We start from the raw sequence: 26,338 nt of genomic DNA on the forward strand, positions 1-26,338 counted from the left end.
TAGCCGACTGGTAATTCATGCCGGTCGGCATCCTTTATATATTCGAGTAACAGGATGATGACATACAAATTACAATGGATAATCATCATTGCATCCCTGTTAATGACGAGACTTACCTCTGCCACTGAATTTAATATAAACGCCATCGATAAAGATCAGCGCGGCAGCGTCGATTTATCACGTTTTAAAGATCAAATATCGGTTACGCCGGGAAGCTATTTCGTTACGGTTTCAGTTAATGATATTCCGCTGGCAAATGGCTGGCTCCTTCGCTGGAGAGAAATAAATAATGCAGTTCAAGTGTGTATTCCTCCCGAACTGGCCGATACATTTGCGTTACAGGATGAGGTTCGTCACGCTTTGCCAGAAAAAGAGGGATGCGTTGATTTCGCCGCCAGACCAGACATCAGATTTACGTTTGAGCAAGATAGCCAATCCCTGAATGTGACGATCCCCCAGGCATGGCTGCAATACCGTGCGGTGGACTGGATGCCGCCATCCACCTGGGACAACGGCGTGCCGGGCGTACTGCTGGATTACAATCTTTTTGCCAGCCATTATCAGCCCAATAGCGGCAGCAGCAATAACAACGCCAATACCTATGGCACCGTCGGTGCGAACATGGGCGCGTGGCGCCTGCGAAGCGATTACCAGTACACGCGAAGCGATACTGAAGCAGGCTCAGAGCAGGATGGCCGTTTTTCACGCGTTTATATGTTCCGCCCTCTGCCCTCAATCGGAGCGAAACTGACGCTGGGTGAAACGGATTTCCAGTCCGCAATTTTTGACGCCTTTACCTATACCGGCGCATCGCTTATCAGCGAAGAACGTATGCTGCCATGGTCGCTGCGCGGCTATGCCCCGCAGATTACCGGGATAGCGCAAACCAACGCCACGGTGACCGTAAGCCTTGCCGATCGCGTGATTTACCAAAGTAAAGTGCCACCAGGCCCGTTTGTTATTCAGGATCTTAACCAGTCGGTTCAGGGCACGCTGGACGTCAAAGTCACGGAAGAGGACGGCCGCGTCAGCACCTTCCAGGTCTCTGCCGAGTCCGTGCCGTTTTTAACGCGCAAGGGTCAGGTTCGCTACAAGTTCGCGGCGGGTAAAGCGCGCCAGGGTGCCTCCCATGACGTCGAAGATAACGCCTTCATGAGCGGCGAATTTTCCTGGGGCGTGCTGTCACACACCTCCCTGTATGGCGGCACGCTGACCGATGGCGACGGTTATCGTTCCGTCGCTGCCGGGATCGGCCAGAATATGGCCTGGCTGGGGGCGCTCTCTTTTGACGTCACGCAGGCCACCAGCCAGCTGCCACACCAGCGCAGTCAGACGGGTTACAGCTATCGCATTAACTACAGCAAGCGTTTCGATACCACCGGCAGTCAGCTTACGCTTGCCAGCTACCGCTACTCAGACCCCCAGTTTTTGAGCTACGCCCGCTACCTTGATTATGACGACGGTGACCGCCAGTCGGAGAAACAAACCCTGAGCGTGACGGCAAGCCAGTACATTTCGGCGTTATCCCTGAACCTGTACGTCAACATGCTGCGTCAGACATGGTGGAATGATTCACCTTCCACGACCGGCAGCATCACGGCGGGCTACAACTTTGATATGGGCCGCTGGAAGAACCTCGGCGTAACCCTGTCCTGGAGTAAAACGCATTACGATGAGGAAGACGAAAGTGACGATACTCAGTTCTATCTCTCGCTCAGCGTACCGCTCGATCCCGATCATCGTCTTAACTATGACCTGCGTAACAGCGACACGCTGAGTCATAACGTGTCGTGGTATGACACGTCGGATCGCAATAATACCTGGGGCGTTTCCGCAGGCGCGGAGAGCGGAAAGCCAGATTCCGGCGCGCAGGTCAGCGGGAATTATCAGCATTATTCTACGTACGGCGATCTCAATCTCTCAGGCAGCTATAAAGCTGACGAATATAACTCCCTCAGCGCGAGCTGGAGTGGTTCCTTCACCTCAACGGCGAAAGGCGCCGCGCTGCACCGGCGCAGCTACGGTAATGAACCTCGTGTGATGGTCAGCACCGACGGGGTAGGCAATATCCCGCTGAACATGTCGCGAGATGAGACCAACCGTTTTGGCATCGGCGTTTTACCATCATTCTCCAGCTATTCTCCCTCCAGCGTGCAGGTCAATCTGAACAACCTCCCTGATGGCGTGGACGTAGACAACCGCGTCGTGACCTCAACCTGGACTGAGGGAGCCATTGGTTATCGTCAGATTGCCACGCGCGCAGGTAAGGACGTGACAGGCGTTCTGCGAATGTCATCAGGAGCGCCACCTCTCGGGGCGATTGTTCGCCTGGAAGCAAGCAATTTGCAGGTTGGGATGGTGGCCGATGAAGGCCGCGTCTGGCTGGCCGCCGTTGAGCCAGAACAGCAGTTTCGCGTGACATGGGGCGACAACCAACAGTGTCGCTTCTCGTTACCTTCTCACTTAGAAAACAGTATGCAGTTGATACTGCCGTGTCAGTAAGAAATCATCATGAAATTAACGCCGTTTAAAAGCCTGTGCCTGATGCTAACCAGCACAGCATTTGCTACCCACGCAGCCATTAATCTGGACCGCACGCGCATTGTTTTTCCAGAAAGCGACAAGGCCAGCAGCCTGAAAGTGGACAATCAGAGCAAGGTGCTGCCTTATCTGGCGCTCTCCTGGATTGAAGATGAAAAGGGACAAAAAGAAGATACGCACTTTATGGCGCTTCCCCCCATTCAACGTATCGAAGCGGGCACCTCGTCGCAGATAAGGATTGTTAAACAAGCCGCTACTCGCCAGCTGCCAGGAGACAGGGAATCGCTGTTTTATTTCAACCTGCGTGAAGTACCGCCAAAAAACACCAGCGCCAGCGAGGAGCGCAGCGTGATGCAGGTAGCAATGCAGAGCCGAATTAAGCTGTTCTGGCGTCCAGAAGCGATTAGCAAAAAATCCGGCGAACTGACTGAAATGCGAATGGAAATTTCCGCCAACGCGAATGGGCTCACGGTCCACAACCCTACGCCGTACTACATCACGCTGGCGTGGCTGAGCAAAAATGCTAAAACCATGCTGCCGGGTTTTGACAGTCTGATGATTGCGCCTTTCGCCACGGCAACCGCGTCTACCGGCGATTACCACGGTAGTTATTACAGCATCGGCTATATCGACGATTACGGTGCCCTGAAAAAAGTCGACGTGCAGTGCACCGGAACGGCGCAATGTAAACTTACCGAACGGAAAATCGATAAAGATGCGAAAGCTCGCTAGTGTCCTGCTTACATTGCTGCTTTCAGCGCTGCCTTTGGAAGATGCGATGGCGCTTAACTGTTATCTGGGTGGCTCTGGCGGTTCCGTCGAGGAGACAAAAACGATCTCCCCCTTTGCCATACCCAGCAACGCCCAAATTGGCCAAAAAATATGGGAGTCTGATGACATTAAGATTCCGGTGACGTGTGATAACAACGTCTCGAGCAATTTTAAGCCGGAAGATGTCTTTGCCTGGGTAAATCCTTATCCTGCCGCAACCGATCCCTATTATGAGCTGGGCGTCACCTATGAAGGTATAGATTACGATGCTACAGGTCAGCCCAACGGCGTGGATACCCGCCAGTGTCTGGACAACAATAACATCACTATTTACACCCCTGCTCAAATCCGCCAGATGGGGTGGGAGAATCGCATTTGCTCTGGTAATCCGGATGATATCCATATTTCGCGCACGTTCGTCGCCCGATTACGACTTTTCGTGAGAATAAAGGCTGTGCCGCCGCATGGCTATGTCAGTTCGCTCAGCGATTACATCGTTGTGCAATTTGACGGTAAGGGTGGCGTTAATCAGATGGCCGACGCGAAGAACCTGAAGTATCACATCAACGGGCTGCAAAACATTACGGTACTTGATTGCGGGGCGACGTTTAGCATTTACCCTGAGAATCAGGAGATCGACTTCGGCACCTTCAGTGCGCGCGACATTGTGAATCAGCAGAAGCGTATTCGCATGTTTTCAATACGAACCACCAAAGTGCAGGATGCCCAGTGCTCGGACGGATTTAAGATGGACTCGTCATTTTACACAACCGAAACGCTCAGCGCAGACGACACCGCGGTACTAATAGGGAATGGGTTAAAGCTGCGTATTCTTAACGGAACGGAGCCTTACACATTCAACCAGTACAAGGAATACGCCGATTTTACGGGCGATATGATGAATCTTGAGCAAAACTACACGGCTGAACTTTCGCGGGATGAAGGAAAAGCGATTCAGTCCGGGCCGTTTGAAACCGTGGTACTGTTCAAAATTAACTACCACTAGAAACAAAAAAGCCGGGTTTCCCCGGCTTTTTCACATCAGCATGTTCAGCTGGCTTTACGCTCATGCGCCCGGCGGTATTCAACCAGGTCTTCAATCGTCACCACTGGCATATTGTGCAGACGCGCAAAGGTGATGCACTCCGGCGCGCGCGCCATGGTGCCATCATCGTTGGTCAGTTCGCACAGCACGCCTGCGGGTTTGAAGCCAGCCAGCGTCACCAGATCGATGGTCGCTTCGGTATGACCACCACGGGTCAGCACGCCGCCCGGCTGCGCGCGCAGCGGGAAGACATGACCAGGGCGGTGCAGATCGGAGGGTTTTGCACCATCAGCAATCGCTGCACGCACGGTAGTCAGGCGGTCAGCCGCCGACACCCCGGTGGTGACGCCATGTGCCGCTTCAATGGTCACGGTGAAGCCGGTACCAAAGGCGCTGGTGTTGTTTTCAACCATCATCGGCAGATCAAGCTGCTGGCGACGGTCTTCGGTGATGCACAGGCATACGATGCCGCTACCGTGACGGATGGTCAGCGCCATCTGCTCAACGGTCATGTTCTCGGCGGCAAAAATCATGTCGCCTTCGTTTTCACGGTTTTCATCGTCAAGCACCATCACACCGCGGCCTTCGCGCAGTGCATCCAGTGCATGTTCAACACGTTGAGTTGAAGTGCCAAAAGAGGAAAGTAGCGTCTGATTCATGGTAAAAAAACCTCATTAACTTTATGGTTACCAGAATCAGGGCAGTCTTAGGAGCGCCGTACAAGCGGCAAAAAAATAACGTGAGCGGGCCTTGCCCGACTGGATCGTTACTCTCTCCCATCCGGACTCTAACCGTCGGCCCCGGAATTACACCGGATCTGCTGACCTTTGAGAATTCACCCAAAGCGCTCGCGGGCTTTCAGCGTTAAGCTGATTTACCGCCGGTGGGGAATTTCGCCCCGCCCTGAGAATAAGCGAGATAACTATAACGCTATTGATTACCCTGGGCAATGCATAAGCTTCAAACAATTTTGTTTAACCCGCGGCATGACGCGCTACAATAGGCACTAACACCTTTTCATCAAGGGAAACGACAATGATTGACCCAAAGAAAATTGAGCAGATCGCGCGTCAGGTTCATGAGTCCATGCCGAAAGGTATTCGTGAGTTTGGTGATGACGTTGAGAAGAAAATTCGCCAGACGTTGCAGGCACAGTTGGTTCGCCTTGATTTAGTCAGCCGCGAAGAGTTTGACGTGCAGACGCAGGTGCTGCTGCGCACCCGCGAGAAGCTGGCGCTGCTGGAACAGCGTCTGAGCGAGCTGGAGAGCCGCAATGCGCCGGAAGAGGTGAAGCCAGCGCCAGCTATTCCACCGGTGGATGACCAGGCATAGTGCGGTCTGTTGTGCCCGGTGGCGGCTAAGCCTTACCGGGCCTACATGAACGCGTAGGTCGGGTAAGGCGCAGCCGCCACCCGACATAAAAAAACGGGCCAACTGGCCCGTTTTTTACTGACTGTCTTTCTGGATCTTCTTAATGATGTTAGTGGTTGAACACCCGTCCTCAAAGTTGAGCACCATCACTTCACCGCCATTCGCCCAGACCTCTTCGCTACCTGCGATTTGCTCTGGCTTGTAATCACCGCCCTTCACCAGCAGGTCAGGCAGAATTCCGGCAATCAGGCGCTGCGGGGTGTCTTCTTCAAATGAGACCACCCAGTCCACCGCTTCCAGCGCGCCGAGCACTATCATGCGCTGCTCCAGCGGGTTCACCGGACGCGTTTCACCCTTCAGACGTTTGGTTGAGGCATCGCTGTTGACCGCCACAATCAGGCGGTCGCCCAGCTTGCGCGCATTCGCCAGATACGAGACATGACCCGCATGCAGGATGTCGAACACGCCGTTCGTCATCACCACTTTTTCACCGCGTTTGCGCGCGGCGGCAACGGCCACTTTCAGCTCGTCTTCGGTCATGACGCCAAAGCCGGTATCCGCACGCCCACGCACCGCATTTTCCAGCTCGATTGGCGAAACGGTGGAGGTCCCGAGTTTACCGACGACCACGCCCGCCGCGGCGTTCGCGAAGTAGCACGCTTCTTCCAGGGAGTTGCCCGCCGCCAGCGTCGCTGCCAGCACGCCGATCACCGTATCACCGGCACCGGTCACGTCGTACACTTCCTGCGCCTGGGTTGGCATATGCAGCGGCGCCTTGCCCGGTTGCAGCAGCGTCATGCCCTGCTCGGAACGGGTCACCAGCAGCGCAGACAGCTCGAAATCAGCGATGATTTTCATGCCGCGCTCAACCAGCTCTTCTTCAGTTTTGCACTTGCCCGCCACCGCTTCAAACTCAGAGAGGTTGGGCGTCAGGAGGGTTGCGCCGCGATAGCGCTCAAAATCGGTGCCTTTCGGGTCGATCAGCACCGGAACGCTGGCTTTGCGCGCCAGCTGGATCATGGTCTGCACGCTCGCCAGCGCACCTTTGGCATAATCAGACAGCACCAGCGCGCCGATATTGCCCAGCGCCTGGCTAATGCGCTCGTGCAGCGGCTCAGGATCAACGCCTTCGAACCCTTCCTCAAAGTCGAGGCGGATCAGCTGCTGGTTACGCGACAGCACGCGCAGCTTGGTGATGGTTGGGTGGGTCGGAACAGAAACGAAGTCGCACTTCACGTTCACGTCCGCCAGCGACTGGCTCAGCGCACGCGCCGCATCGTCAATGCCGGTCAGGCCCACCAGACGCGAATGCGCGCCCAGCGAGGCTATGTTCATCGCCACGTTTGCCGCGCCGCCTGGACGTTCTTCAATGGTGTCGACCTTAACTACCGGCACCGGCGCTTCCGGAGAGATACGGCTGGTCGGCCCATACCAGTAGCGATCCAGCATCACATCCCCGACAACCATAACTCCAGCACGTTCAAACTCTGGCAGTGTTACTTTCATTCCTGACTCCAGAAAGATTCACAATTTGCGCGTGATAATATCACACTTGTTTTGTTACGCACGGTTCCACCAGCCACTTCTGCCAGCTTGCGGTCACCTGCGCGCGTTCATCGGTGAAACCGTCCAGCGCCACATGGCCCGGCTGTTCCTGTAAGGCCAGATGGTGCAACTCGTCACGCAGCGTGGTGTAGGCGCGGGTTAATGCCTGCGCCTCCTGCTCATCCATAATGTCGTTCTGCGCCAGCAGTTCCAGTATGCGCACGTTATCCGACCAGCGGGTCAGCTTCGGCTTATCGTGCGCGTGCAACAGCACCAGATACTGAGTGATAAACTCAATATCGGTAATCCCGCCCTCATCAGCTTTGATATCAAAGCGATCGCGATGTTTGTTGCCAAGGTGCGCGCGCATTTTCTCACGCATTTCCCGCACTTCGGTTTGCAGCGTACAGCCTTCGCGCGGGGTCGTCATGACCGCCTTGCGGATCGCATCGAACTGCGTTTTGAGCTGCGGATCGCCGTACACCACGCGGGCGCGCACCAGCGCCTGATGCTCCCACGTCCAGGCTTCGTTCTTCTGATAGTCGGCAAAAGCCTCCGTGGAGGTAACCAGCATGCCTGCCGCGCCGGACGGGCGCAGACGCGCATCCACTTCATACAGAATGCCGGATGAGGTGCGAGTGCTGAACAGGTGCATGATGCGCTGGGCCAGGCGCAGGTAGAACTGCCGCCCGTCGATTTCGCGCTCGCCGTCGGTCATCACGTCAACCGGACAGTCGTGCAGGAAAATCAGATCCAGATCGGAGCTGTAGCCCAGCTCCCAGCCGCCCAGCTTGCCGTACCCCACCACCGCAAAACCGCGGCCTTCACGGTCAGCAAGGTGCTTCGGCTGCCCGTAGCGGGCCACCATCTGCACCCACGCCTGGTGGACTACCGCGTCGATGATCGCTTCCGCCAGCCAGGTTAAGTGATCGCTCACTTTCATTACCGGCAGAGTACCGGCGATATCTGCCGCCGCCACGCGCAACATCTGTGCCTGCTTAAACTGACGCAGCGCCTCAAGCTGTTGCTCTTCGTCCTCTTCCGGCACGCGCAGCAGATACTGACGCAGCTCGTCGCGGTAAGCATCCGTCGCCGTCGGCTGATAGAGCGTATTCGGGTCGAGCAGTTCGTCGAGCAGCAGCGGATAACGCGCCAGCTTGTTCGCCACCATCGGGGAGGCGGCGCAAAGGGAAATCAGATGCTTCAGCGCGCCGGGAAACTCACTTAACAGTTCAAGGTAGGTGGTACGCGTGACGATCCCGCTCAGGAGCGGCATCATGCGCGACAGCGGCACCGGCGCATCCTCGCGGGAGCAGACATCGCTCAGCAGATGCGGCATCAGATGATCCAGCACCTGCCGACCGCGCGGGCCAATGGCGCGTTTGTTCAGTTCGAGACGGAAATCAGCAATCAACGCCACCACGCGATGGCGGGCATCGTCGCTTAAGTGCGCCAGCACCGGCGTGGTGTCATCTTCCTGAAGCGCGTCCTGCCACAGTTCGCGCCAGTGCTCGGAGAGCGCATCGTCCTGCGATTCACTTTCGTCGTCGCCGATCAGATCGTTAAAGATGCGGCGCACGCCCGCCATATGCGCTTCCAGCCGTTCCGTCAGCGCCGCCCAGTCATCCACCCGCATCCCCCAGGCCAGACGCGCCCGGTTCAGCTCATCGCCCGGTAACGTCTGGGTCTGTTCGTCGTTGATACTTTGCAGCAAATTTTCCAGACGACGCAGGAAGAGATAAGCGTCACGCAGCGTTTGCGCATCGCCTTCCGGCAGCAGATGCAGCTGATCGATAGCGCTTAGCGTTGGCAGCAGCGAGCGGGATTGCAGAGAAGGTTCGCGCCCGCCGCGTATCAGTTGGAAGACCTGGACGATAAATTCGATCTCACGAATGCCGCCCGCGCCGAGCTTGATGTTGTCCTTCAGGCCACGGCGACGCACCTCGCGGGCAATCATCCCTTTCATATTTCGCAGGGACTGGATCACGCTAAAGTCGATGTAGCGGCGGAACACGAACGGGCGCAGCATGGCGCGCAGCTCGTTGGCGTAGGCATCGTCGCTGTCGCCCATGATCCGCGCTTTGACCATCGCGTAACGCTCCCAGTCGCGCCCCTGCTCCTGGTAATAATCTTCCAGCGCGGCAAAGCTCAGCACCAGTGGCCCGCTGTCGCCAAACGGACGCAGACGCATGTCCACGCGGTAGACAAAACCATCCTGGGTGGGCTGATCCAGCGCCTTAATCAGCCGTTGCCCCAGGCGGGTAAAGAACTGGGCGTTGTCCAGCTCGCGACGACCGCCGCGCGTGGTGCCGTTCTCCGGCCAGGCAAAAATCAGGTCGATGTCTGAGGAAAAATTGAGCTCGCAGCCGCCCAGTTTGCCCATCCCCAGAATCAACAGCGGTTGCGGAACCCCGTCTTCGCTGCACGGCGTGCCCCACTCTTTACAGCAGGCGGCGTAGAGCCAGTCCCGCGCGGCGACGATCAGCGTCTGCGCCAGCTCGCTCAACTGCTGCAAGGTGCTCTCTTCACTCACCAGCTCCAGCGCCTGCGCCCAGGCAATGCGTACCATCACCCGGCGGCGGAACTGACGCAGAACGCGCATCAGCGTGGGTTCATCTGCCACCTCTGCCAGCGCGGTTTGCAGCCAGCCAGCATAATGCCGCCACTCGTCAGCATGCGGCGGCGCGCTTTCCAGCGCTGCCAGCCAGTCCGGGTTAGCGCTGACGCTCTCCTGCACAAAATCACTGAACGTGAGCACGCTTTTCGCCTGCTCGCTTAACGATGACGCGGGTAACGACTCAGGCAGGCGTTCGCAAACGGTCTGCCAGTGCTGCTGTAACTGCGAAGAAAGCGGCATATCAGGGGTTCCTTGCCAGAATTAACGTTTTCCGCTGTGCAGCCAGTACGGATCCTGCGAAATGGCCTCGTTGCGGAAATGCTCGATCTCAATCTGCTGACGGGTCTCGATGGCATGCTTAAGCCCCTGCCAGTTCTCCAGCCAGGCCTGCGCCTTCACGCCCTCATACGCACCTGACAGCAGCAACATGCTGTCGATGTTACGCGCCAGGCGGGGAAGCTGATCGCCATACTGATCGCCCAGCGGATGCGCGAAGGTGGTTCGCAGCTCGGCCGCGTGACGGGAGAGGTGGATATCCGCAAAACGTTTGAAGTTTTCCGCGATTTTAGTCTGCCCTTTCGCATCGAGGAAAATGCGCCAGCCGCGCGTCACCAGAAATTCGGTCAACGCCAGTTTCGCGCTGGCGTTTTGCGGGCTGTAGATCGCCGTTTGTGCCGACACGTCAGAAAGCATCAGCGTTTCGGTTTGAGTGAGCAGATCACGTAAGTGAGCGCTGGCTTTACGCGGTACAATACCGCCGAACAGCGCCAGGGTGTGACGCACCAGCCCCATAGCAGCGAGCACCTGTTTTTTGGCATTTTTCACGTTACGCGCCCACAGCTCCTCGTGGTACTGCCACTGAGAGAGCGCCAGCTCCAGCGCCGCTTCCATGCCCTGCTCAACGGAGGCTTTCGGCACAACGCGCAGAATCGGGGTTTCTCGCAGCACGCGCGGCGCATTCCCGGCGGCCAGGTGATAGCCGCGCGCCGCTTTACTCAGGCTGCCCTGACGCAGGCCAGGCTGGTTTACCAGCTTGCGCGCCAGCTTCAGCACGTCGCTCGCGTCGCCTTCCAGCAGTTCAAGCTCCAGCTCGCAGATCGGCTCCTGCTCTTCACCAGCCTTAATTTCACCCCGATCAAACGCGATCTCAATACGGCTCTTGCCTTCCGTCACCAGCCATTTCTCGCGCCAGAAATCGGTGCTGAACAGCGGTTGCGCCTCTGCCGACAGCGTTGCGGGCAGCGTCCCTTCCGGCCACACTTCCGCCGGAAAACGATCCAGCTCAAGTTCTGGCTTACTGATGTCGATATTGTATTCCGGACGCTGGTGCAAACCGCCCACCACGCGACCGGCGATTTTCATCGTCATCTCGTAGCGCCCGTTCGCACCACGGATGCGCAGGCCCATATCGTGGTTGCGCAGCCAGTTGTCCGGCGTTTCGTAATAGATGTTGAGCAGCTGTACGGGTTCATGGTGCTCGCCGGACAGCGTGTTCAGATGCTGGCGGAGCGCGTCAGCGCTGTCTTTTTCGACGATAAACTTTAATTCGATCTCTTGTGCCATAGCCTTGTACTTTTGCGTGCGTCACAGACGCGTCGATGAAGGCGAACTTCCTCGCCATTTGTTTGTCAGTACATAGTATTTTGCGCCAAATTGCCACGCAATGAGCAATTTGACGGGCGTAAAAGTTTAAAGCGGTGGAAATCATGACACAGATGATTCCGATTGATGATGAATCCTTTGCGTAGCGACACTGATACCACTACTATCGTTCCACTTTTTATGAAAATAACGACTGATATGCTTAAATTACGCCTGATTGGACTTACTTTACTCGCTTTTAGCGCCGCAACCGCGGTCCACGCTGAAGAGAAACGTTACGTTTCTGATGAACTGAATACCTGGGTACGCAGCGGCCCTGGAGACAATTATCGCCTCGTGGGTACGGTAAATGCCGGCGAGGAAGTGACTCTGCTGCAAACTAACGCAGACACCAATTACGGTCAGGTTCGTGACAGCTCTGGCCGCACCTCATGGATCCCGCTGAAAGAGCTAAGCACAGTGCCAAGCCTGCGCACCCGCGTGCCGGATCTGGAAAATCAGGTGAAAACCCTGACCGATAAGCTGAACAACATTGACGGTACCTGGAACCAGCGCACCGCAGAGATGCAGCAGAAAGTGGCGCAAAGCGACAGCGTGATCGCCGGTCTGAAAGACGAAAATCAGAAGCTGAAAAACGAGCTGATCGTCGCACAGAAGAAAGTAAACGCCGCTAATCTACAGCTGGATGACAAACAACGCACCATCATCATGCAGTGGTTTATGTATGGCGGCGGCGTACTGGGCGTCGGTCTGGTGCTGGGTCTGGTGCTTCCTCACCTTATCCCAAGCCGTAAACGTAAAGACCGCTGGATGAACTAACTCGTCTTCTCTGCCACACTTACGTATCATCTTGCGAAAAGAGAAAACGGGAGTGTTGGCGTGAAGAGTTATCTGGTCGGTGGTGCGGTACGTGATGCGTTATTAGGTCTGCCGGTCAAAGATAAAGATTGGGTCGTGGTCGGTGCCACGCCCGAAGCGATGATTGACGCGGGCTACCAGCAGGTAGGCCGCGATTTTCCTGTGTTCCTCCATCCGAAAAGCCGCGAAGAGTACGCCCTGGCGCGTACCGAACGGAAATCGGGTTCCGGTTATACCGGCTTCACCTGCTATGCCGCGCCGGATGTCACGCTGGAGCAGGACTTACTGCGCCGCGATCTCACCATTAACGCCCTGGCGCAGGACGAAAACGGACATATCATCGACGCCTACGGCGGCCAGAACGATCTGCGCGATCGTCTTTTACGCCATATTTCCCCCGCCTTTTCTGAAGATCCGCTTCGCGTACTGCGCGTGGCGCGTTTTGCCGCCCGTTATGCCCATCTGAGCTTCCGTATCGCCGACGAGACGATGGCGCTGATGACGGCCATGACCGACGCGGGCGAGCTGGAACACCTGACGCCAGAACGCGTCTGGAAAGAGACCGAAAACGCCCTGACCACCCGCAACCCACAGGTCTTTTTCCAGGTTCTGCGCGACTGCGGGGCGCTGAAAGTGCTGTTCCCGGAAATAGACGCGCTGTTTGGCGTGCCCGCCCCGGCGAAATGGCACCCGGAAATTGATACCGGCATTCACACTCTGATGACCCTGAGCATGGCCGCCATGCTCAGCCCTGAAGTGGACGTGCGCTTTTCCACCCTCTGCCATGACCTCGGCAAAGGTTTAACGCCAAAGGAGTTGTGGCCACGCCACCACGGGCACGGTCCGGCTGGCGTAAAGCTGGTTGAAGGGCTTTGCCAGCGCCTGCGCGTGCCGAATGACATTCGCGATCTGGCAAAACTGGTCGCCGAGTTCCACGACCTGATCCACACCTTCCCGATCCTGAAACCCGCCACCATCGTCAGGCTGTTCGATAACATCGACGCCTGGCGCAAGCCGCAGCGCGTGGAGCAAATTGCGCTGACCAGCGAAGCGGACGTGCGCGGCCGTACCGGGTTTGAAGCGTCCGATTATCCGCAGGGTCGTTTGCTGCGCGAGGCGTGGGAAATCGCAAAAGCGGTGCCAACGAAAGAGGTGGTGGAGGCAGGGTTTAAAGGCCCGGAGATCCGCGAAGAGCTGACGAAACGGCGGATTGATGCGGTTGCGGCGTGGAAGGAAAAACGTTGCCCTCAGCCGAAAGACTGAGGGCGGTCGGTCATCAGAAGAAGACCACGTACACGGCAGCCGCGACGATAAAGCGGTAGATCGCGAACGGAATAAACGAGATACGCTTAATCAGTTGCAGGAAGGTTTTGATGGCAATCAGCGCCACGATAAAGGCGGTGATAAAGCCCACGGCGAACATCGGAATGTCGCCTACGGTCAGGAAGCCGATGCTTTTGTAGAGATCCAGTGCGGTGGCGCCCATCATCATCGGTACCGCCAGCAGGAACGAGAACTCAGACGCCGCGTAACGGCTCACGCCCATCAGCATCCCGCCGGAAATGGTTGCCCCTGAACGGGAGAAGCCCGGCCACAGCGCCAGACACTGGAAGCAGCCAATCATAAACGCCTGGCGATACGTCATATCGTCCAGACCTTCTGCACGCGGGGTTTTTGGCTTCAGCACTTCGGCGGCAATCAGCAGGAAGCCGCCGACAACCAGCGCGTACATCACGTTAATCGGGTTGAAAAGCGATTTTATGGTGTCGTGGAACACCAGCCCCAGCACTACCGCCGGGATCATCCCCAGCAGAATATGAATCAGCGTCAGGCGCCCCTTGCCCTCTCCTTCACGCTGCGGTAAACGCCCGAAGTGGATGCCGATCAGACCAAACAGACGACGCCAGAACATGACGACCACCGCCAGAATAGAGCCCAGCTGAATCACCACCTCAAACGTCTTTGCGGTATCGCCTTCAAAGCCCAGGAGATGGCCAACGATAATCATATGGCCCGTACTGGACACCGGCAAAAACTCCGTCAATCCTTCGACCACACCCAGAATTGCCGCCACCAGCAGCGAGTGCATATCGCTCATCTATAAACCCCTAAAAAGATATAAAAAAACGGTGTCCCACGCGGACAACCGTGAAAGATACAGCTTTAAGACCGATATAACCTAAAATGGTTTAGCTATTATGACGTTAAATCTTTTCCTTTCAGATTTGTGCCACGCTCGATAATCACGCCCACGTTGGCGGCGCGCGCCACCGCGCCCGGCTTGCTTAGTTTGATGCGCACCCACGGGGAGTTAAATTTGCTCAGTAGCAGGTCCGCTACCTCTTCCGCCACGCGTTCCACCAGCGCAAATCGTTGCCCTTCCACGTGGCCAACTACCGCTTCACTGATGTCGGCGTAGCTCAGACAGTCATTCACATCATCGCTTTTTGCTGACTTGCGGTTATCCCAGCCCATTTCGATATCGAACACCAGTTTCTGCTCGATGGTCTGTTCCCAGTCGTAAACACCAATTGTGGTGATTACCGAAAGTTGCTCTATAAATACAATATCCATCACGACCTGCCTGCTTTTTGGCTAAACCGGATACCACTTCCGGCGAATTATGCGTATTATCCACAGATGCTGAGAATACAGATACATTTTCAAAACGGAACAGCGTTATGAGTGCAATCGCGCCTGGAATGATTATCCTCGCCTACCTTTGCGGCTCAATCTCCAGCGCCATTCTGGTCTGCCGCATCGCCGGGTTGCCTGACCCGCGTGAAAGTGGTTCCGGGAATCCGGGGGCGACCAATGTACTACGAATTGGCGGCAAGGGAGCAGCCGTAGCGGTTTTGATTTTTGATGTTCTGAAAGGAATGCTCCCCGTCTGGGGTGCGTATGCGCTGGGCGTCACACCCTTCTGGCTGGGTCTGATTGCTATCGCCGCCTGCGTCGGCCATATCTGGCCCGTTTTCTTTGGTTTTAAAGGCGGTAAAGGCGTTGCAACCGCGTTTGGCGCGATTGCGCCGATCGGCTGGGATCTCACTGGCGTGATGGCGGGCACCTGGCTGCTGACCATCCTGCTGAGCGGCTATTCATCGCTGGGTGCCATCGTCAGCGCGCTGATCGCTCCGTTTTATGTCTGGTGGTTCAAACCGCAGTTTACCTTCCCGGTATCGATGCTCTCGTGCCTGATCCTGCTGCGTCATCATGACAACATTCAGCGCCTGTGGCGTCGCCAGGAAACCAAAATCTGGACGAAGCTCAAGCGTAAAAAGAAAGACGCTCATTAAACCGTTCGTTATGCCTTATAACCAAATGTGATTTTTGTCCCCTTCTGCCTGTGGTAACTGTTAGGTACACAACACAACCACATAAAAGAAAATGGCAGAAATCACAGACACAACTCCCCTCCCAACGGCAGGAAACACCCCGGATGGCGACATCAAGTGGGTACGCAGCGCATCGGACGTTTCACGTCTCGTTAATGACGGCTCTCAGGGCCGGGCCAATGCCCGCATCGTGGTCGGTATCGCGCTCGGGGGAATTTTTCTCGATGCCTACGATCTCGGCGCGCTGGCATTCGGCATCAAAGACATCACCCGCGAATTTAACCTGACGCCCGCTGGTACCGGCATGGTGGCTTCAGCCATTACCTTTGGTGCCATTGTCGGGGCGCTGCTCGGCGGCTATCTTACGGATAAAATCGGGCGCTACCGCGTCTTTATGGCCGACATGGTGTTCTTTGTCGTCGCCGCCATCGCCTGTGCGCTGGCTCCGAACGAATATGTGCTGGCGGGCGCACGCTTTGTGATGGGTCTTGGCGTCGGGATCGACCTTCCCGTGGCGATGGCGTTTCTCAGCGAGTTCGCCAGGCTGAAAGGCCCGGGGAATAAAGCCTCCAGCGTGGCAATGTGGTGCCCCACCTGGTATGCGGCCATCAGCATCTCTTATCTTCTGGTGCTCTTCTTCTACGCCGTGCTGCCGGAAGGCCACAGCGACTGGCTCTGGCGTCTGATCCTTGGCTTCGGCGCGGTGCCCGCGCTGGTGATTATCGCCATCCGCAGCCGCTATATGAGCGAATCCCCGGTCTGGGCGGCGAATCAGGGCAATCTGAAGGAGGCGGCGTCCATCCTGCGGCAGTCGTACAACATTAATGCCCACGTGCCGCAGGATGCGCTTGACCAGCCCGTGCCGGTGGTCAATAAGGCAAAATGGTCGAACTACCTGAATCTGTTCCGCGGTATCTATCTGCGGCGTACCACGCTCGCCACGCTGCTGTCGGTTGTCTCCTCGTTCGCCTATAACGCCGTAGCCTTTGGCCTGCCGGTGATCATCTCCAGCTTCTTTGTGCAGTCGATGCTGACCACCATTCTGATCTCGCTGGCGCTTAACCTGCTGTTTGCGTTTGTCGGCGGGCTGCTGGCAGTGCGCTATGTTCCGCGCTTCGGCGCGTGGCGGATGTCACTGGCGGGTTACGCCTGCCAGCTGGTGGCGCTGCTCGGTCTGGCGCTGATTGGCCGCCCTGACGGGGCCACGGAAGGCGTGGTCGCCGTCGCGATGCTGGCGCTGTTCCTGTTTGGCCAGGGTTTTGGTCCGGGTGCGCATACCATGACGTTTGCCTCCTTGAGCTACCCGACCTCGCTGCGCGGCGTGGGCGTGGGGCTTAACCAGACGCTGATGCGCAGTAGTTCAACGCTGTCACTGTTTCTGTTCCCGCTACTGGTCGCGTCGCTGGATACCGCCGTGTTCTGGGTGATTGCGCTGGCGCCGTTTATCGGCCTGGTATCGCTGCTGGCGATCCGCTGGGAGCCGTCGGGGTATGATGTGGATGCAGAGGATTATCGTTAACCTTTCTTGCCGGGTGACGCTGCGCTTACCCGGCCTACATTACTGAAACCGGCTCACATGAGCCGGTTTTTTATCCATAAGCGACTCATATGACAGCCTTCATTTCCGCCAGGGCATACTGAAACGTACCCCGATAGTGTGGAAATGGAAGCACCATGTTAGCAACTCAGGTCACTGATAATTCATACAAAGGCTGGCAGGCCACGCTTGCCCTCCAGTTTTGTTATACCCCTGAGAAAACCCTCCTCCATTCCGCGCGTCACACCGGGCCGCTCACCGTTCAGCGCCCGTTTTATCCCGAAGGGGAAACCTGTCACCTTTACCTGCTGCATCCACCAGGCGGGATTGTGGGCGGGGATACGCTGGATATTTCCGTGCGGCTCGACGCCAAAAGCCATGCCCTCATCACCATGCCCGGCGCCAGCAAGTTCTATCGCAGCAGCGGCCCGCTGGCCTGTCTGAATCAGCATTTTTACCTCGACGAAGAGGCCACGCTGGAGTGGCTGCCGCAGGACACCATAATTTTCCCCGGCGCTAACGCCGCGCTGCGTTCCGTCTTCCACCTTAAGGCCACCAGCACGCTGCTGGCGTGGGAGCTGTACTGTCTGGGCCGTCCGGTGATAAACGAATCCTTCAGCCACGGCACGCTGGAGAGCCGCCTTGAGGTGTGGGTGGATGGCGAGCCGCGTTTGATTGAGCGACTGCATCTTAACGATGGCGATCTGTCGCCCGTCGCAGGCCATCCGTGGGTCGGCACGCTGCTGTTCTACCCGGCCCGGGAAGCTCATCTTGATACAGTGCGCGAGCGGCTCGCCCCGCTGGAAAACTTTGGCGGGGCGACGCTCACCGACGACCTGCTGTCGGTGCGTTTTCTCTCCCACGACAACCTCATTTGCCAGCGGGTGATGCGCGATATCTGGCAGTCGCTTCGCCCGCTTTTAACCCCCAAAACCGCCTGTTCGCCGCGTATCTGGCAGACATAAGAGAAACGCTATGGAACTGACTCCCAGAGAAAAAGACAAGCTGTTGCTGTTCACCGCCGCGCTGGTTGCCGAACGCCGCCTCGCGCGCGGGGTAAAGCTCAACTACCCGGAATCGGTCGCGCTGATCAGCGCCTTTATTATGGAAGGCGCGCGCGATGGCGAAACCGTCGCCTCGCTGATGGAAGCCGGCCGCCACGTCCTGACGCGCGATCAGGTGATGGAGGGCGTGCCGGAGATGATCCCGGATATACAGGTGGAAGCCACCTTCCCGGACGGATCCAAGCTCGTCACCGTCCACAATCCGATCGTGTAAGGAGCGCGTGATGATCCCAGGCGAATACCGGATCCAGTCCGGCAACATTGCGCTCAACGTCGGGCGCGAAACCCGAAGTGTGATCGTGGAAAACCACGGCGACAGGCCGATCCAGGTCGGCTCGCATTACCACTTTTACGAGGTCAACCCGGCGTTGAAATTCGATCGCGAAGCCACCCGAGGTTACCGACTCAACATCCCGGCCGGTACTGCCGTGCGCTTCGAGCCCGGCCAGAAGCGGGAAGTGGCGCTGGTGCAGGTGACGGGCGCGCAGCGCATTTTCGGTTTTCGCGGCGAGGTCATGGGCGAGGTGAAACATGGCTGAGATTTCACGCCAGGCGTATGCCGATATGTTCGGCCCCACTACCGGGGATAAAGTGCGGCTGGCCGACAGCGAGCTGTGGATCGAAGTGGAGGACGATCTCACGATCTACGGCGAAGAGGTTAAATTCGGCGGCGGAAAAGTGATCCGCGACGGCATGGGTCAGGGGCAGATGACCGCCGACGACTGCGTGGATCTGGTGCTCACCAACGCGCTGATCGTCGATCACTGGGGGATCGTGAAAGCGGATATCGGCGTAAAAGATGGGCGGATCTTCGCCGTCGGCAAAGCCGGAAACCCGGACATCCAGCCCGGCGTGACGATCCCGATTGGCGCGGCAACGGAAGTGATCGCCGCCGAAGGGAAGATCGTCACCCCTGGCGGGATCGACACCCATATCCACTGGATCTGTCCGCAGCAGGCGGAAGAGGCGCTGGTCTCCGGCGTCACCACCATGATCGGCGGCGGCACCGGCCCTGCGGCAGGTACAAACGCCACCACCTGCACGCCGGGGCCGTGGTATATCGCCCGCATGTTGCAGGCCGCCGATACGCTGCCGGTGAATATTGGCCTGCTGGGCAAAGGGAACGGTTCAAACCCGGACGCGCTGCGCGAGCAGATCGCGGCAGGCGCTATCGGGCTTAAGATCCACGAAGACTGGGGCGCGACGCCTGCGGCAATCAACTGCTCGCTGGAGGTCGCTGAAGAGATGGATATTCAGGTGGCGCTGCACAGCGACACGCTGAACGAGTCCGGTTTTGTCGAAGACACGCTGGCTGCCATCGCCGGGCGCACCATCCACACCTTCCACACCGAAGGGGCGGGCGGCGGCCATGCGCCGGATATCATCACCGCCTGCGCGCACCCGAATATTTTGCCCTCCTCCACCAACCCGACGCTGCCCTACACGGTGAATACCATCGACGAGCACCTGGACATGCTGATGGTCTGTCACCATCTCGACCCGGATATCGCCGAGGACGTGGCATTTGCGGAATCCCGTATTCGTCGGGAAACCATCGCCGCCGAAGACGTGCTGCACGATATCGGCGCGTTCTCGCTCACCTCGTCAGATTCACAGGCCATGGGCCGCGTGGGGGAAGTGATTATCCGCACCTGGCAGGTGGCGCACCGCATGAAGGTGCAGCGCGGCGCACTGCCGGAAGAGACAGGCGAGAACGACAACTTCCGCGTGAAGCGCTATGTCGCCAAATACACCATTAATCCGGCTCTTACCCACGGCATCGCCCATGAGGTCGGTTCTATTGAGGCGGGCAAGCTGGCGGATCTGGTGGTCTGGTCCCCCGCTTTCTTTGGCGTCAAACCGGCCACCATCGTCAAAGGCGGGATGATCGCCTGCGCGCCAATGGGCGACATCAACGCCTCGATCCCCACGCCGCAGCCGGTGCATTACCGCCCGATGTTTGGTGCACTTGGTGCCGCACGCCACGCCACGCGGCTAACGTTTGTCTCGCAGGCCGCTGATGCCAGCGGCATTCCGCAGCGGCTCGGATTGCAAAGCGCCACCGCAGTGGTGAAAGGCTGCCGGACGGTGAAAAAGGCCGACATGATCCACAACGATTTACAGCCGAATATCACCGTTGACTCGCAAACCTATGAGGTTCGCGTCGACGGCGAATTGATCACCAGCGAACCGGCAGAAGTTTTGCCGATGGCGCAACGCTATTTTCTGTTTTGAGGAGTGATGATGATTTATTTAACCCAACGCCTGGACCACGCGCACCCCGTCACCGCCAGCGTTACGCTGCCGATTGACGTGCGGGTAAAAAGCCGCGCCCGCGTGGCGCTGAACGACGGCCGCGAAGCCGGGCTAATGCTGCCGCGCGGCCTGCTGCTGCGCGGGGGCGACCTGCTGACTACCGACGACGGCAGCGAAGTGATCGAAGTGATCGCCGCCCCGGAGTCGGTTTCCGTGGTGCGCTGCGCCGACCCTTTCCTGCTCGCCCGCGCCTGTTATCACCTGGGCAACCGCCACGTACCGCTGCAAATCATGCCCGGCGAACTGCGCTACCACCACGATCACGTTCTCGACGACATGCTACGTCAGTTCGGGCTGGAGGTGACCTTCGCCAGCCTGCCCTTTGAACCGGAAGCGGGCGCTTACACCAGCGATGCCCACAGCCATGGCCACTCCCACGCTCATTCACATTAAGGACTCATCATGCGTAAGTATTTGCCGTTGTTTCTGCTGGCCTTTTCCGTTCCGGCGCTTGCCCATCCCGGTCACGGGACCGACAGCTTTCAGGCAGGTTTTCTCCATCCGCTGACCGGGCTGGATCACCTGCTGATGCTGACGGGGGCTGGCGTGCTGTCCGCCCTGAGCGGCCGCAAGCTGCTGCTGCCGTTAGCAACGCTCGGCATGATGCTGGCTGGCGCCGTTGCGGGCAGCCTGCTCGGCGGCTTTAGCGGCATGGAGATGCTGATTATCGCCTCGCTGGCGGTCTGCGGCGTGATGATGTTTAAGACTGAAAATCGCCTGCTGCTGGCGGTTCCAGCCCTGGCGATGTTCCATGGCTGGGCGCACGGCGTGGAGATGTCCGGCCACAGCTTCTGGCTCTTTACCAGCGGATTTATGTTAGCCAGTGCCACGGTGCTGTGCGCCAGCTTCGCGGCAGGGCTGCTGCTGCGCCGTCACGACGGCCTGCGTAAAACCTTCGGCGGCGGGCTGATCGTCTCTGCCCTGCTGGCGTTGATGAGCTGATGGAGCACGCCCGCCAGCGGCTGCGCCTGATGCAGCTCTCCAGCAGTAGCCTGCCGGTCGGTTCGTTTACCTGGTCACAGGGGCTGGAGTGGGCTGTCGAGGCCGGGTGGATCACGGACGCTGAGGCCTTCAGGCGCTGGCAGATCCAGCAGATGGAGCAGAGCTTTTTCTGCGTCGACCTGCCGCTGTTTATCCGCCTGTATCATGCCTGCGAGAAGCAGGACGTCGCGGCAGCAAAACGCTGGACGGCATACCTGCTCGCCTGTCGGGAAACGCGCGAACTGCGCGAGGAAGAACGCAACCGCGGCGCGGCCTTTACGCGCCTGGTTAAAAGCTGGGAACCCGCCTGCCTGCCAGAATGGCTGCCGCTGTTGATGCAGAGCCAGCTCGGCGGTATGGCGTGGCTCGGCGTGCGCTGGGGCATTAGCGCGCGCGAGCTGGCGCTGAGCCTCGGCTACAGCTGGATTGAGAGCGCGGTGATGGCGGGCGTCAAGCTGGTGCCGTTTGGGCAGCAGGCCGCACAACAGCTGATTATCGACCTGAGCGACCATTTTGCCGCCGGGTTTGAACAGGCATTTTTACGTGGCGACGACGCGCTGGGGGCAGCTACGCCGCTGTCCGCCATCGCCTCCGCACGCCACGAAACCCAATATTCACGACTATTCCGTTCCTGAGGAGTCAATATGGCTGATTACAAACATCCCCTGCGCGTTGGCGTGGGCGGCCCGGTAGGGTCGGGCAAAACCGCCCTGCTGGAAGCGCTCTGCAAGGCGATGCGCGACACCTATCATCTTGCGGTGGTGACTAACGATATCTACACCAAAGAGGATCAGCGCATCCTGACCGAGGCGGGTGCGCTTGAGCCAGAGCGCATCGTAGGGGTGGAAACGGGCGGCTGTCCGCACACCGCCATCCGCGAAGATGCCTCAATGAACCTGGCAGCGGTGGAAGCCTTGAGCGAGAAGTTCGGCAATCTGGATCTGATCTTCGTCGAAAGCGGCGGGGATAACCTGAGCGCGACCTTCAGCCCGGAGCTGGCGGACCTCACCATCTACGTGATCGACGTGGCCGAGGGGGAAAAAATCCCGCGCAAAGGCGGGCCGGGGATCACCAAATCCGATTTTCTGGTGATCAATAAAACCGACCTCGCGCCGTACGTGGGGGCGTCCCTGGAGGTAATGGAGCGCGACACTAATCGCATGCGCGGCGAGCGTCCGTGGACCTTTACCAACCTGAAGGCGGGTGACGGGCTGGCGACGATCATTGCGTTTCTGGAAGAGAAAGGGATGCTGCGGATGTAGTGCGGTTTATTGCCGGGTGGCGGCTTCGCCTGACCCGGCCTACGATTTTTGCAGACCCGGTAAGCGCAGCGCCACCGGGCAAAAGACTTACGCCTCAGGCAGCTCCGCCAGCGGCCAGCGCGGACGCACGGACACGCTCAGGTCAGCCGTGGCGCCAGCGTTCAGGCGCACCATCCCGGCGTAGGCGATCATCGCCCCGTTATCGGTACAAAATTCCGGACGCGCGTAGAACACTTCCCCACGACGCTTTTGCATCATTTCGGCAAGCTTCGCGCGCAGCGTACGGTTGGCGCTCACGCCACCGGCCATCACCAGGCGCTTAAAGCCCGTCTGATCCAGCGCACGCTTGCACTTGATCATCAGCGTATCCACCACCGCATCTTCGAACGCGCGGGCGATGTCGGCACGCGTCTGCTCGCTGTCGTCGTTATTGCGAATGGTGTTCGCCGCGAAGGTTTTCAGACCGGAGAAACTAAAATCCAGCCCCGGACGATCGGTCATCGGACGCGGGAAGACAAAGCGCCCTTCCGTTCCCTGCGCGGCCATTTTCGACAGCATCGGGCCGCCAGGATAATCCAGGCCAAGCAGCTTGGCGGTTTTGTCGAAGGCTTCACCGGCCGCGTCGTCGATCGATTCGCCCAGCAGCTCATACTTGCCAATACCCGTTACGCTAATCAGCTGCGTATGACCGCCGGAGACCAGCAGCGCCACAAACGGGAACGCTGGCGGATTGGCTTCCAGCATCGGAGCCAGAAGATGTCCTTCCATATGGTGAACCGGAATGGCCGGAACGTCCCACGCGAAGGCCAGCGAACGCCCTACCGTTGCGCCGACCAGCAGCGCGCCAACCAGGCCCGGTCCTGCAGTATAGGCCACGGCATCAATATCTTTTGCACTTAACCCGACCTCTTTCAGTGCCGCCTGAATCAGGGGAACCGTTTTACGCACGTGGTCACGAGAGGCCAGTTCAGGCACGACGCCGCCGTAGTCAGCGTGCAATTTCACCTGACTATACAGTTGGTTGGCCAGAAGCCCTTTTTCGTCGTCGTAAATCGCGATGCCGGTTTCATCGCAGGATGTTTCAATACCCAGTACACGCATGACTTGTTTTACCTCGTTTCAATACCGCGCAGTGTAGAGCCTGGGCGGGTTGATGTAAAACTTTGTTCGCCCCAGGAAGAAGCCTCGTGTATACTCTTCCCCCTTATAAAAGTCCCTTTCAAAATCGCATCGGTGCTTTACAAAGCAGCAGCATTTGCAGTAAAATTCCGCACCATTTTGAAATAAGCTGGCGTTGATGCCAGCGGCAAACCGAATTTATTAAAGGTGAGAGTTACATGCCGGTAATTAAAGTACGTGAAAACGAGCCGTTCGACGTAGCACTGCGTCGCTTCAAACGTTCATGCGAGAAAGCAGGTGTTCTGGCTGAAGTTCGTCGTCGTGAGTTTTATGAAAAACCAACGACCGAACGTAAGCGCGCTAAAGCTTCCGCTGTGAAACGTCACGCGAAGAAACTGGCTCGCGAAAACGCACGCCGTACTCGTCTGTACTAATCTGTTGAGGGCCACAGCCCTCAATTGACAGACAGAGTTGTAGTCGTAAGGCCGTGCTTCCGGAAGGAATGCGCGGCTTGTTTTCGTTTATAAGTCGCTTAAATTTTTGGGGCATATGGCCGGAAGAATCCCACGCGTTTTCATCAATGACCTGCTTGCCAGAACCGACATCGTCGATCTCATCGACGCGCGGGTGAAGCTAAAAAAGCAGGGCAAGAACTACCATGCGTGCTGTCCGTTCCATAACGAAAAAACCCCCTCTTTCACCGTAAACGGTGAAAAGCAGTTCTACCATTGCTTCGGCTGTGGCGCACACGGTAATGCCGTCGATTTTTTGATGAACTACGATAAGCTCGAGTTCGTTGAAACCGTCGAAGAGCTGGCGGCGATGCATAACCTTGAAGTGCCGTATGAAGCAGGCAGTGGGCCAAGTCAGATCGAGCGCCATCAGCGGCAAACGCTATATCAGTTGATGGATGGCCTGAATTCGTTTTACCAACAGTCTCTTAAGCACTCTGCGGCTGAGCCTGCGCGTCAGTATCTGAACAAGCGCGGACTGAGCGACGATGTGATTGCGCGTTTCGCTATTGGTTACGCCCCGCCCGGCTGGGACAACGTGTTAAAGCGTTTTGGCGGCAATAGCGAAGATCGTAAATCCCTCATCGACGCAGGCATGCTGGTCACCAACGACCAGGGACGAAGCTACGACCGCTTCCGTGAACGGGTGATGTTCCCGATCCGCGACAAGCGTGGCCGGGTGATAGGTTTTGGTGGTCGCGTGCTGGGTGATGCCCTGCCGAAATACCTTAACTCCCCGGAAACCGATATTTTCCATAAGGGCCGCCAGCTTTACGGTCTTTATGAGGCACAGCAGGATAATGCGGAACCTCCGCGTCTTCTGGTCGTCGAAGGCTATATGGATGTTGTTGCGCTGGCGCAGTACGACATTAACTATGCCGTTGCGTCGCTGGGAACGTCCACCACGGCGGACCATATCCAGTTGCTGTTCCGCGTCACCAACAACGTGATTTGCTGTTACGACGGTGACCGCGCAGGACGCGACGCCGCCTGGCGAGCGCTGGAAACCGCGTTGCCGTATATGACCGACGGGCGTCAGCTACGCTTTATGTTCCTGCCCGACGGTGAAGACCCGGATACGCTGGTGCGTAAAGAGGGCAAAGCGGCATTTGAAGCGCGGATGGAGCAGGCTCAGCCGCTCTCCACGTTTCTGTTTAACAGCCTGATGCCGCAGGTGGATTTGAGTACCCCTGACGGGCGCGCGCAGCTCAGCACGCTGGCGTTGCCGTTAATCAGCCAGGTGCCCGGCGAAACGCTGCGCATCTATCTGCGTCAGGAGTTAGGCAACAAGCTCGGCATTCTGGATGACAGCCAGCTTGAACGTTTAATGCCTAAACAGGCTGAAAACGGCACGGTACGCCCCGCGCCTCAGCTAAAACGCACAACCATGCGTATACTGATAGGGTTGCTGGTGCAAAACCCCGAACTTGCTCCGCAAGTGCCGTCACTGGCGGGTTTGAACCACGAAAAATTGCCCGGACTTGGCTTATTTTCAGAATTGGTCAACACTTGTTTGTCGCAGCCAGGTCTGACCACCGGACAACTTTTAGAGCATTATCGCGGCACAAAAGAGGCCGCTACCCTTGAAAAACTGTCGATGTGGGACGATATAGCAGATAAGGATATCGCAGAAAAAACGTTCACCGACTCACTCAACCATATGTTTGATTCGATGCTTGAGTTGCGCCAGGAAGAGTTGATAGCTCGCGAGCGCACCCATGGCTTAAGCAGCGAAGAACGCCGGGAGCTCTGGATGATTAACCAGGAACTGGCGAAGAAATAAAAAATTTAACGGCTTAAGTGCCGAATATCGATCGGGAAGCCCCCGGCAGCCGCACTGAGAGGCAGCGGCAAAAATATAA

General features: G+C 57.6%; 25 protein-coding genes and 1 riboswitch. Of the genes, 18 read left to right on the forward strand and 7 right to left on the reverse strand.

Features of this window, described 5'->3' with window-relative positions; translation table 11 throughout:
* Window positions 1-57: 57 nt before the first annotated feature.
* Genes ACQG0S_RS18890 through ACQG0S_RS18900 form a run of 3 tightly spaced genes read left to right on the forward strand, consistent with a single transcriptional unit; the run spans window position 58 to window position 4,318 of the window.
* Window positions 58-2,502 (forward strand): fimbria/pilus outer membrane usher protein, encoded by a 2,445-nt coding sequence (locus ACQG0S_RS18890; RefSeq protein ID WP_048966404.1) that lies wholly within the window; start codon window positions 58-60, stop codon window positions 2,500-2,502.
* Window positions 2,503-2,511: 9 nt separating this feature from the next.
* On the forward strand, window positions 2,512-3,273 hold the full coding sequence (locus ACQG0S_RS18895) for a fimbrial biogenesis chaperone (protein ID WP_023298622.1): 762 nt from the start codon (window positions 2,512-2,514) through the stop codon (window positions 3,271-3,273).
* Window positions 3,257-4,318: a type 1 fimbrial protein gene (locus tag ACQG0S_RS18900; protein WP_048965607.1), complete on the forward strand. Its 1,062-nt coding sequence runs from the start codon at window positions 3,257-3,259 to the stop codon at window positions 4,316-4,318. Before ACQG0S_RS18895 ends, ACQG0S_RS18900 begins: the two co-directional genes overlap by 17 nt.
* A gap of 44 nt (window positions 4,319-4,362) precedes the next feature.
* Here ACQG0S_RS18900 and ribB read toward each other — a convergent pair whose 3' ends face one another.
* A complete protein-coding gene (gene ribB, locus ACQG0S_RS18905) occupies window positions 4,363-5,016 on the reverse strand; it encodes a 3,4-dihydroxy-2-butanone-4-phosphate synthase (RefSeq protein ID WP_003862538.1) in 654 nt (217 codons plus the stop codon).
* A gap of 105 nt (window positions 5,017-5,121) precedes the next feature.
* A riboswitch (FMN riboswitch) is annotated at window positions 5,122-5,272 on the reverse strand.
* A 120-nt stretch (window positions 5,273-5,392) separates the two neighbouring features.
* On the opposite strand from ribB, the gene ubiK reads away from it, so the two are divergent.
* Window positions 5,393-5,689, forward strand: a complete 297-nt coding sequence (ubiK, locus tag ACQG0S_RS18910; protein ID WP_000566823.1) for a ubiquinone biosynthesis accessory factor UbiK — start codon at window positions 5,393-5,395, stop codon at window positions 5,687-5,689.
* A 114-nt stretch (window positions 5,690-5,803) separates the two neighbouring features.
* Here the strand turns inward: ubiK and hldE are convergent, their stop codons facing one another.
* Genes hldE through ACQG0S_RS18925 form a run of 3 tightly spaced genes read right to left on the reverse strand, consistent with a single transcriptional unit; the run spans window position 5,804 to window position 11,453 of the window.
* Window positions 5,804-7,234 (reverse strand): bifunctional D-glycero-beta-D-manno-heptose-7-phosphate kinase/D-glycero-beta-D-manno-heptose 1-phosphate adenylyltransferase HldE, encoded by a 1,431-nt coding sequence (hldE, locus tag ACQG0S_RS18915; protein WP_015571898.1) that lies wholly within the window; start codon window positions 7,232-7,234, stop codon window positions 5,804-5,806.
* 40 nt (window positions 7,235-7,274) lie between these two features.
* Complete coding sequence (gene glnE, locus ACQG0S_RS18920) at window positions 7,275-10,130, reverse strand: bifunctional [glutamate--ammonia ligase]-adenylyl-L-tyrosine phosphorylase/[glutamate--ammonia-ligase] adenylyltransferase (protein WP_048965606.1); 2,856 nt, start codon at window positions 10,128-10,130, stop codon at window positions 7,275-7,277.
* 21 nt (window positions 10,131-10,151) lie between these two features.
* The gene (locus ACQG0S_RS18925; RefSeq protein WP_048965605.1) at window positions 10,152-11,453 is read right to left on the reverse strand and encodes an inorganic triphosphatase; all 1,302 of its coding nucleotides are present in this window, start codon (window positions 11,451-11,453) and stop codon (window positions 10,152-10,154) included.
* 237 nt (window positions 11,454-11,690) lie between these two features.
* Between ACQG0S_RS18925 and ACQG0S_RS18930 the strand changes: the two genes are divergently transcribed.
* The gene (locus ACQG0S_RS18930; RefSeq protein WP_001303390.1) at window positions 11,691-12,311 is read left to right on the forward strand and encodes a TIGR04211 family SH3 domain-containing protein; all 621 of its coding nucleotides are present in this window, start codon (window positions 11,691-11,693) and stop codon (window positions 12,309-12,311) included.
* A 60-nt stretch (window positions 12,312-12,371) separates the two neighbouring features.
* Window positions 12,372-13,613: a multifunctional CCA addition/repair protein gene (locus ACQG0S_RS18935; RefSeq protein ID WP_023298627.1), complete on the forward strand. Its 1,242-nt coding sequence runs from the start codon at window positions 12,372-12,374 to the stop codon at window positions 13,611-13,613.
* Between the two features lie 13 nt (window positions 13,614-13,626).
* On the opposite strand, the gene bacA is transcribed toward ACQG0S_RS18935, so the two are convergent.
* Together bacA and folB are read right to left on the reverse strand one after the other, a co-directional pair.
* A complete protein-coding gene (gene bacA / locus ACQG0S_RS18940) occupies window positions 13,627-14,448 on the reverse strand; it encodes an undecaprenyl-diphosphate phosphatase (protein ID WP_003862545.1) in 822 nt (273 codons plus the stop codon).
* Between the two features lie 98 nt (window positions 14,449-14,546).
* A complete protein-coding gene (gene folB / locus ACQG0S_RS18945; protein WP_023298628.1) occupies window positions 14,547-14,924 on the reverse strand; it encodes a bifunctional dihydroneopterin aldolase/7,8-dihydroneopterin epimerase in 378 nt (125 codons plus the stop codon).
* A 107-nt stretch (window positions 14,925-15,031) separates the two neighbouring features.
* On the opposite strand from folB, the gene plsY reads away from it, so the two are divergent.
* The 10 genes from plsY (at window position 15,032) to ureG (ending at window position 22,845) form a co-directional block, all read left to right on the forward strand.
* Entirely contained in the window at window positions 15,032-15,646 is a 615-nt protein-coding gene (gene plsY, locus ACQG0S_RS18950; protein ID WP_048965604.1) for a glycerol-3-phosphate 1-O-acyltransferase PlsY, read from the forward strand.
* Window positions 15,647-15,737: 91 nt separating this feature from the next.
* On the forward strand, window positions 15,738-17,204 hold the full coding sequence (locus tag ACQG0S_RS18955) for an MFS transporter (RefSeq protein ID WP_048965603.1): 1,467 nt from the start codon (window positions 15,738-15,740) through the stop codon (window positions 17,202-17,204).
* 155 nt (window positions 17,205-17,359) lie between these two features.
* Window positions 17,360-18,187 carry an urease accessory protein UreD gene (locus ACQG0S_RS18960; RefSeq protein WP_048965602.1) on the forward strand — a complete coding sequence of 276 codons (828 nt, stop codon included), beginning with the start codon at window positions 17,360-17,362 and terminating at the stop codon, window positions 18,185-18,187.
* A 10-nt stretch (window positions 18,188-18,197) separates the two neighbouring features.
* Entirely contained in the window at window positions 18,198-18,500 is a 303-nt protein-coding gene (locus ACQG0S_RS18965; protein WP_003862556.1) for an urease subunit gamma, read from the forward strand.
* 10 nt (window positions 18,501-18,510) lie between these two features.
* Window positions 18,511-18,825 (forward strand): urease subunit beta, encoded by a 315-nt coding sequence (locus tag ACQG0S_RS18970; RefSeq protein WP_022649443.1) that lies wholly within the window; start codon window positions 18,511-18,513, stop codon window positions 18,823-18,825.
* Window positions 18,818-20,521: an urease subunit alpha gene (ureC, locus tag ACQG0S_RS18975; protein WP_023298631.1), complete on the forward strand. Its 1,704-nt coding sequence runs from the start codon at window positions 18,818-18,820 to the stop codon at window positions 20,519-20,521. The genes ACQG0S_RS18970 and ureC overlap by 8 nt, the downstream gene beginning before the upstream one ends.
* 9 nt (window positions 20,522-20,530) lie before the next feature.
* Entirely contained in the window at window positions 20,531-20,995 is a 465-nt protein-coding gene (gene ureE, locus ACQG0S_RS18980; RefSeq protein ID WP_045308003.1) for an urease accessory protein UreE, read from the forward strand.
* A gap of 9 nt (window positions 20,996-21,004) precedes the next feature.
* Complete coding sequence (locus ACQG0S_RS18985) at window positions 21,005-21,544, forward strand: HupE/UreJ family protein (protein WP_003862561.1); 540 nt, start codon at window positions 21,005-21,007, stop codon at window positions 21,542-21,544.
* Window positions 21,544-22,218 (forward strand): urease accessory protein UreF, encoded by a 675-nt coding sequence (locus ACQG0S_RS18990; RefSeq protein ID WP_155024451.1) that lies wholly within the window; start codon window positions 21,544-21,546, stop codon window positions 22,216-22,218. The genes ACQG0S_RS18985 and ACQG0S_RS18990 overlap by 1 nt, the downstream gene beginning before the upstream one ends.
* Window positions 22,219-22,227: 9 nt before the next feature.
* Window positions 22,228-22,845 (forward strand): urease accessory protein UreG, encoded by a 618-nt coding sequence (gene ureG / locus ACQG0S_RS18995; RefSeq protein ID WP_023298635.1) that lies wholly within the window; start codon window positions 22,228-22,230, stop codon window positions 22,843-22,845.
* A gap of 87 nt (window positions 22,846-22,932) precedes the next feature.
* Here the strand turns inward: ureG and tsaD are convergent, their stop codons facing one another.
* Window positions 22,933-23,946, reverse strand: a complete 1,014-nt coding sequence (gene tsaD, locus ACQG0S_RS19000) for a tRNA (adenosine(37)-N6)-threonylcarbamoyltransferase complex transferase subunit TsaD (RefSeq protein ID WP_155024452.1) — start codon at window positions 23,944-23,946, stop codon at window positions 22,933-22,935.
* A gap of 236 nt (window positions 23,947-24,182) precedes the next feature.
* Here tsaD and rpsU point away from each other — a divergent pair, with 236 nt between their 5' ends.
* The gene (gene rpsU / locus ACQG0S_RS19005; protein WP_001144069.1) at window positions 24,183-24,398 is read left to right on the forward strand and encodes a 30S ribosomal protein S21; all 216 of its coding nucleotides are present in this window, start codon (window positions 24,183-24,185) and stop codon (window positions 24,396-24,398) included.
* A 115-nt stretch (window positions 24,399-24,513) separates the two neighbouring features.
* Complete coding sequence (gene dnaG / locus ACQG0S_RS19010) at window positions 24,514-26,259, forward strand: DNA primase (protein WP_003862574.1); 1,746 nt, start codon at window positions 24,514-24,516, stop codon at window positions 26,257-26,259.
* Window positions 26,260-26,338: the final 79 nt, after the last annotated feature.

It is taken from the genome of Enterobacter cloacae complex sp. 418I7 (assembly GCF_050030705.1).
Classification (GTDB): Bacteria; Pseudomonadota; Gammaproteobacteria; order Enterobacterales; family Enterobacteriaceae; genus Enterobacter; species Enterobacter intestinihominis.

Excerpts from the sequence above, each read along its gene's own strand:
- ubiK (WP_000566823.1), top strand. The coding sequence starts at position 5,393 with ATGATTGACCCAAAGAAAATTGAGCAGATCGCGCGTCAGGTTCATGAG.
- ribB (WP_003862538.1), bottom strand. The coding sequence starts at position 5,016 with ATGAATCAGACGCTACTTTCCTCTTTTGGCACTTCAACTCAACGTGTT.
- ACQG0S_RS18965 (WP_003862556.1), top strand. The coding sequence starts at position 18,198 with ATGGAACTGACTCCCAGAGAAAAAGACAAGCTGTTGCTGTTCACCGCC.
- bacA (WP_003862545.1), bottom strand. The coding sequence starts at position 14,448 with ATGAGCGATATGCACTCGCTGCTGGTGGCGGCAATTCTGGGTGTGGTC.
- ACQG0S_RS18925 (WP_048965605.1), bottom strand. The coding sequence starts at position 11,453 with ATGGCACAAGAGATCGAATTAAAGTTTATCGTCGAAAAAGACAGCGCT.
- ACQG0S_RS18990 (WP_155024451.1), top strand. The coding sequence starts at position 21,544 with ATGGAGCACGCCCGCCAGCGGCTGCGCCTGATGCAGCTCTCCAGCAGT.
- ACQG0S_RS18930 (WP_001303390.1), top strand. The coding sequence starts at position 11,691 with ATGCTTAAATTACGCCTGATTGGACTTACTTTACTCGCTTTTAGCGCC.
- rpsU (WP_001144069.1), top strand. The coding sequence starts at position 24,183 with ATGCCGGTAATTAAAGTACGTGAAAACGAGCCGTTCGACGTAGCACTG.
- ACQG0S_RS18985 (WP_003862561.1), top strand. The coding sequence starts at position 21,005 with ATGCGTAAGTATTTGCCGTTGTTTCTGCTGGCCTTTTCCGTTCCGGCG.
- folB (WP_023298628.1), bottom strand. The coding sequence starts at position 14,924 with ATGGATATTGTATTTATAGAGCAACTTTCGGTAATCACCACAATTGGT.
- glnE (WP_048965606.1), bottom strand. The coding sequence starts at position 10,130 with ATGCCGCTTTCTTCGCAGTTACAGCAGCACTGGCAGACCGTTTGCGAA.
- hldE (WP_015571898.1), bottom strand. The coding sequence starts at position 7,234 with ATGAAAGTAACACTGCCAGAGTTTGAACGTGCTGGAGTTATGGTTGTC.
- ureG (WP_023298635.1), top strand. The coding sequence starts at position 22,228 with ATGGCTGATTACAAACATCCCCTGCGCGTTGGCGTGGGCGGCCCGGTA.
- ACQG0S_RS18895 (WP_023298622.1), top strand. The coding sequence starts at position 2,512 with ATGAAATTAACGCCGTTTAAAAGCCTGTGCCTGATGCTAACCAGCACA.
- ACQG0S_RS18890 (WP_048966404.1), top strand. The coding sequence starts at position 58 with ATGACATACAAATTACAATGGATAATCATCATTGCATCCCTGTTAATG.
- plsY (WP_048965604.1), top strand. The coding sequence starts at position 15,032 with ATGAGTGCAATCGCGCCTGGAATGATTATCCTCGCCTACCTTTGCGGC.
- dnaG (WP_003862574.1), top strand. The coding sequence starts at position 24,514 with ATGGCCGGAAGAATCCCACGCGTTTTCATCAATGACCTGCTTGCCAGA.
- ureC (WP_023298631.1), top strand. The coding sequence starts at position 18,818 with ATGGCTGAGATTTCACGCCAGGCGTATGCCGATATGTTCGGCCCCACT.
- ACQG0S_RS18900 (WP_048965607.1), top strand. The coding sequence starts at position 3,257 with ATGCGAAAGCTCGCTAGTGTCCTGCTTACATTGCTGCTTTCAGCGCTG.
- ureE (WP_045308003.1), top strand. The coding sequence starts at position 20,531 with ATGATTTATTTAACCCAACGCCTGGACCACGCGCACCCCGTCACCGCC.
- ACQG0S_RS18960 (WP_048965602.1), top strand. The coding sequence starts at position 17,360 with ATGTTAGCAACTCAGGTCACTGATAATTCATACAAAGGCTGGCAGGCC.
- ACQG0S_RS18955 (WP_048965603.1), top strand. The coding sequence starts at position 15,738 with ATGGCAGAAATCACAGACACAACTCCCCTCCCAACGGCAGGAAACACC.
- tsaD (WP_155024452.1), bottom strand. The coding sequence starts at position 23,946 with ATGCGTGTACTGGGTATTGAAACATCCTGCGATGAAACCGGCATCGCG.
- ACQG0S_RS18970 (WP_022649443.1), top strand. The coding sequence starts at position 18,511 with ATGATCCCAGGCGAATACCGGATCCAGTCCGGCAACATTGCGCTCAAC.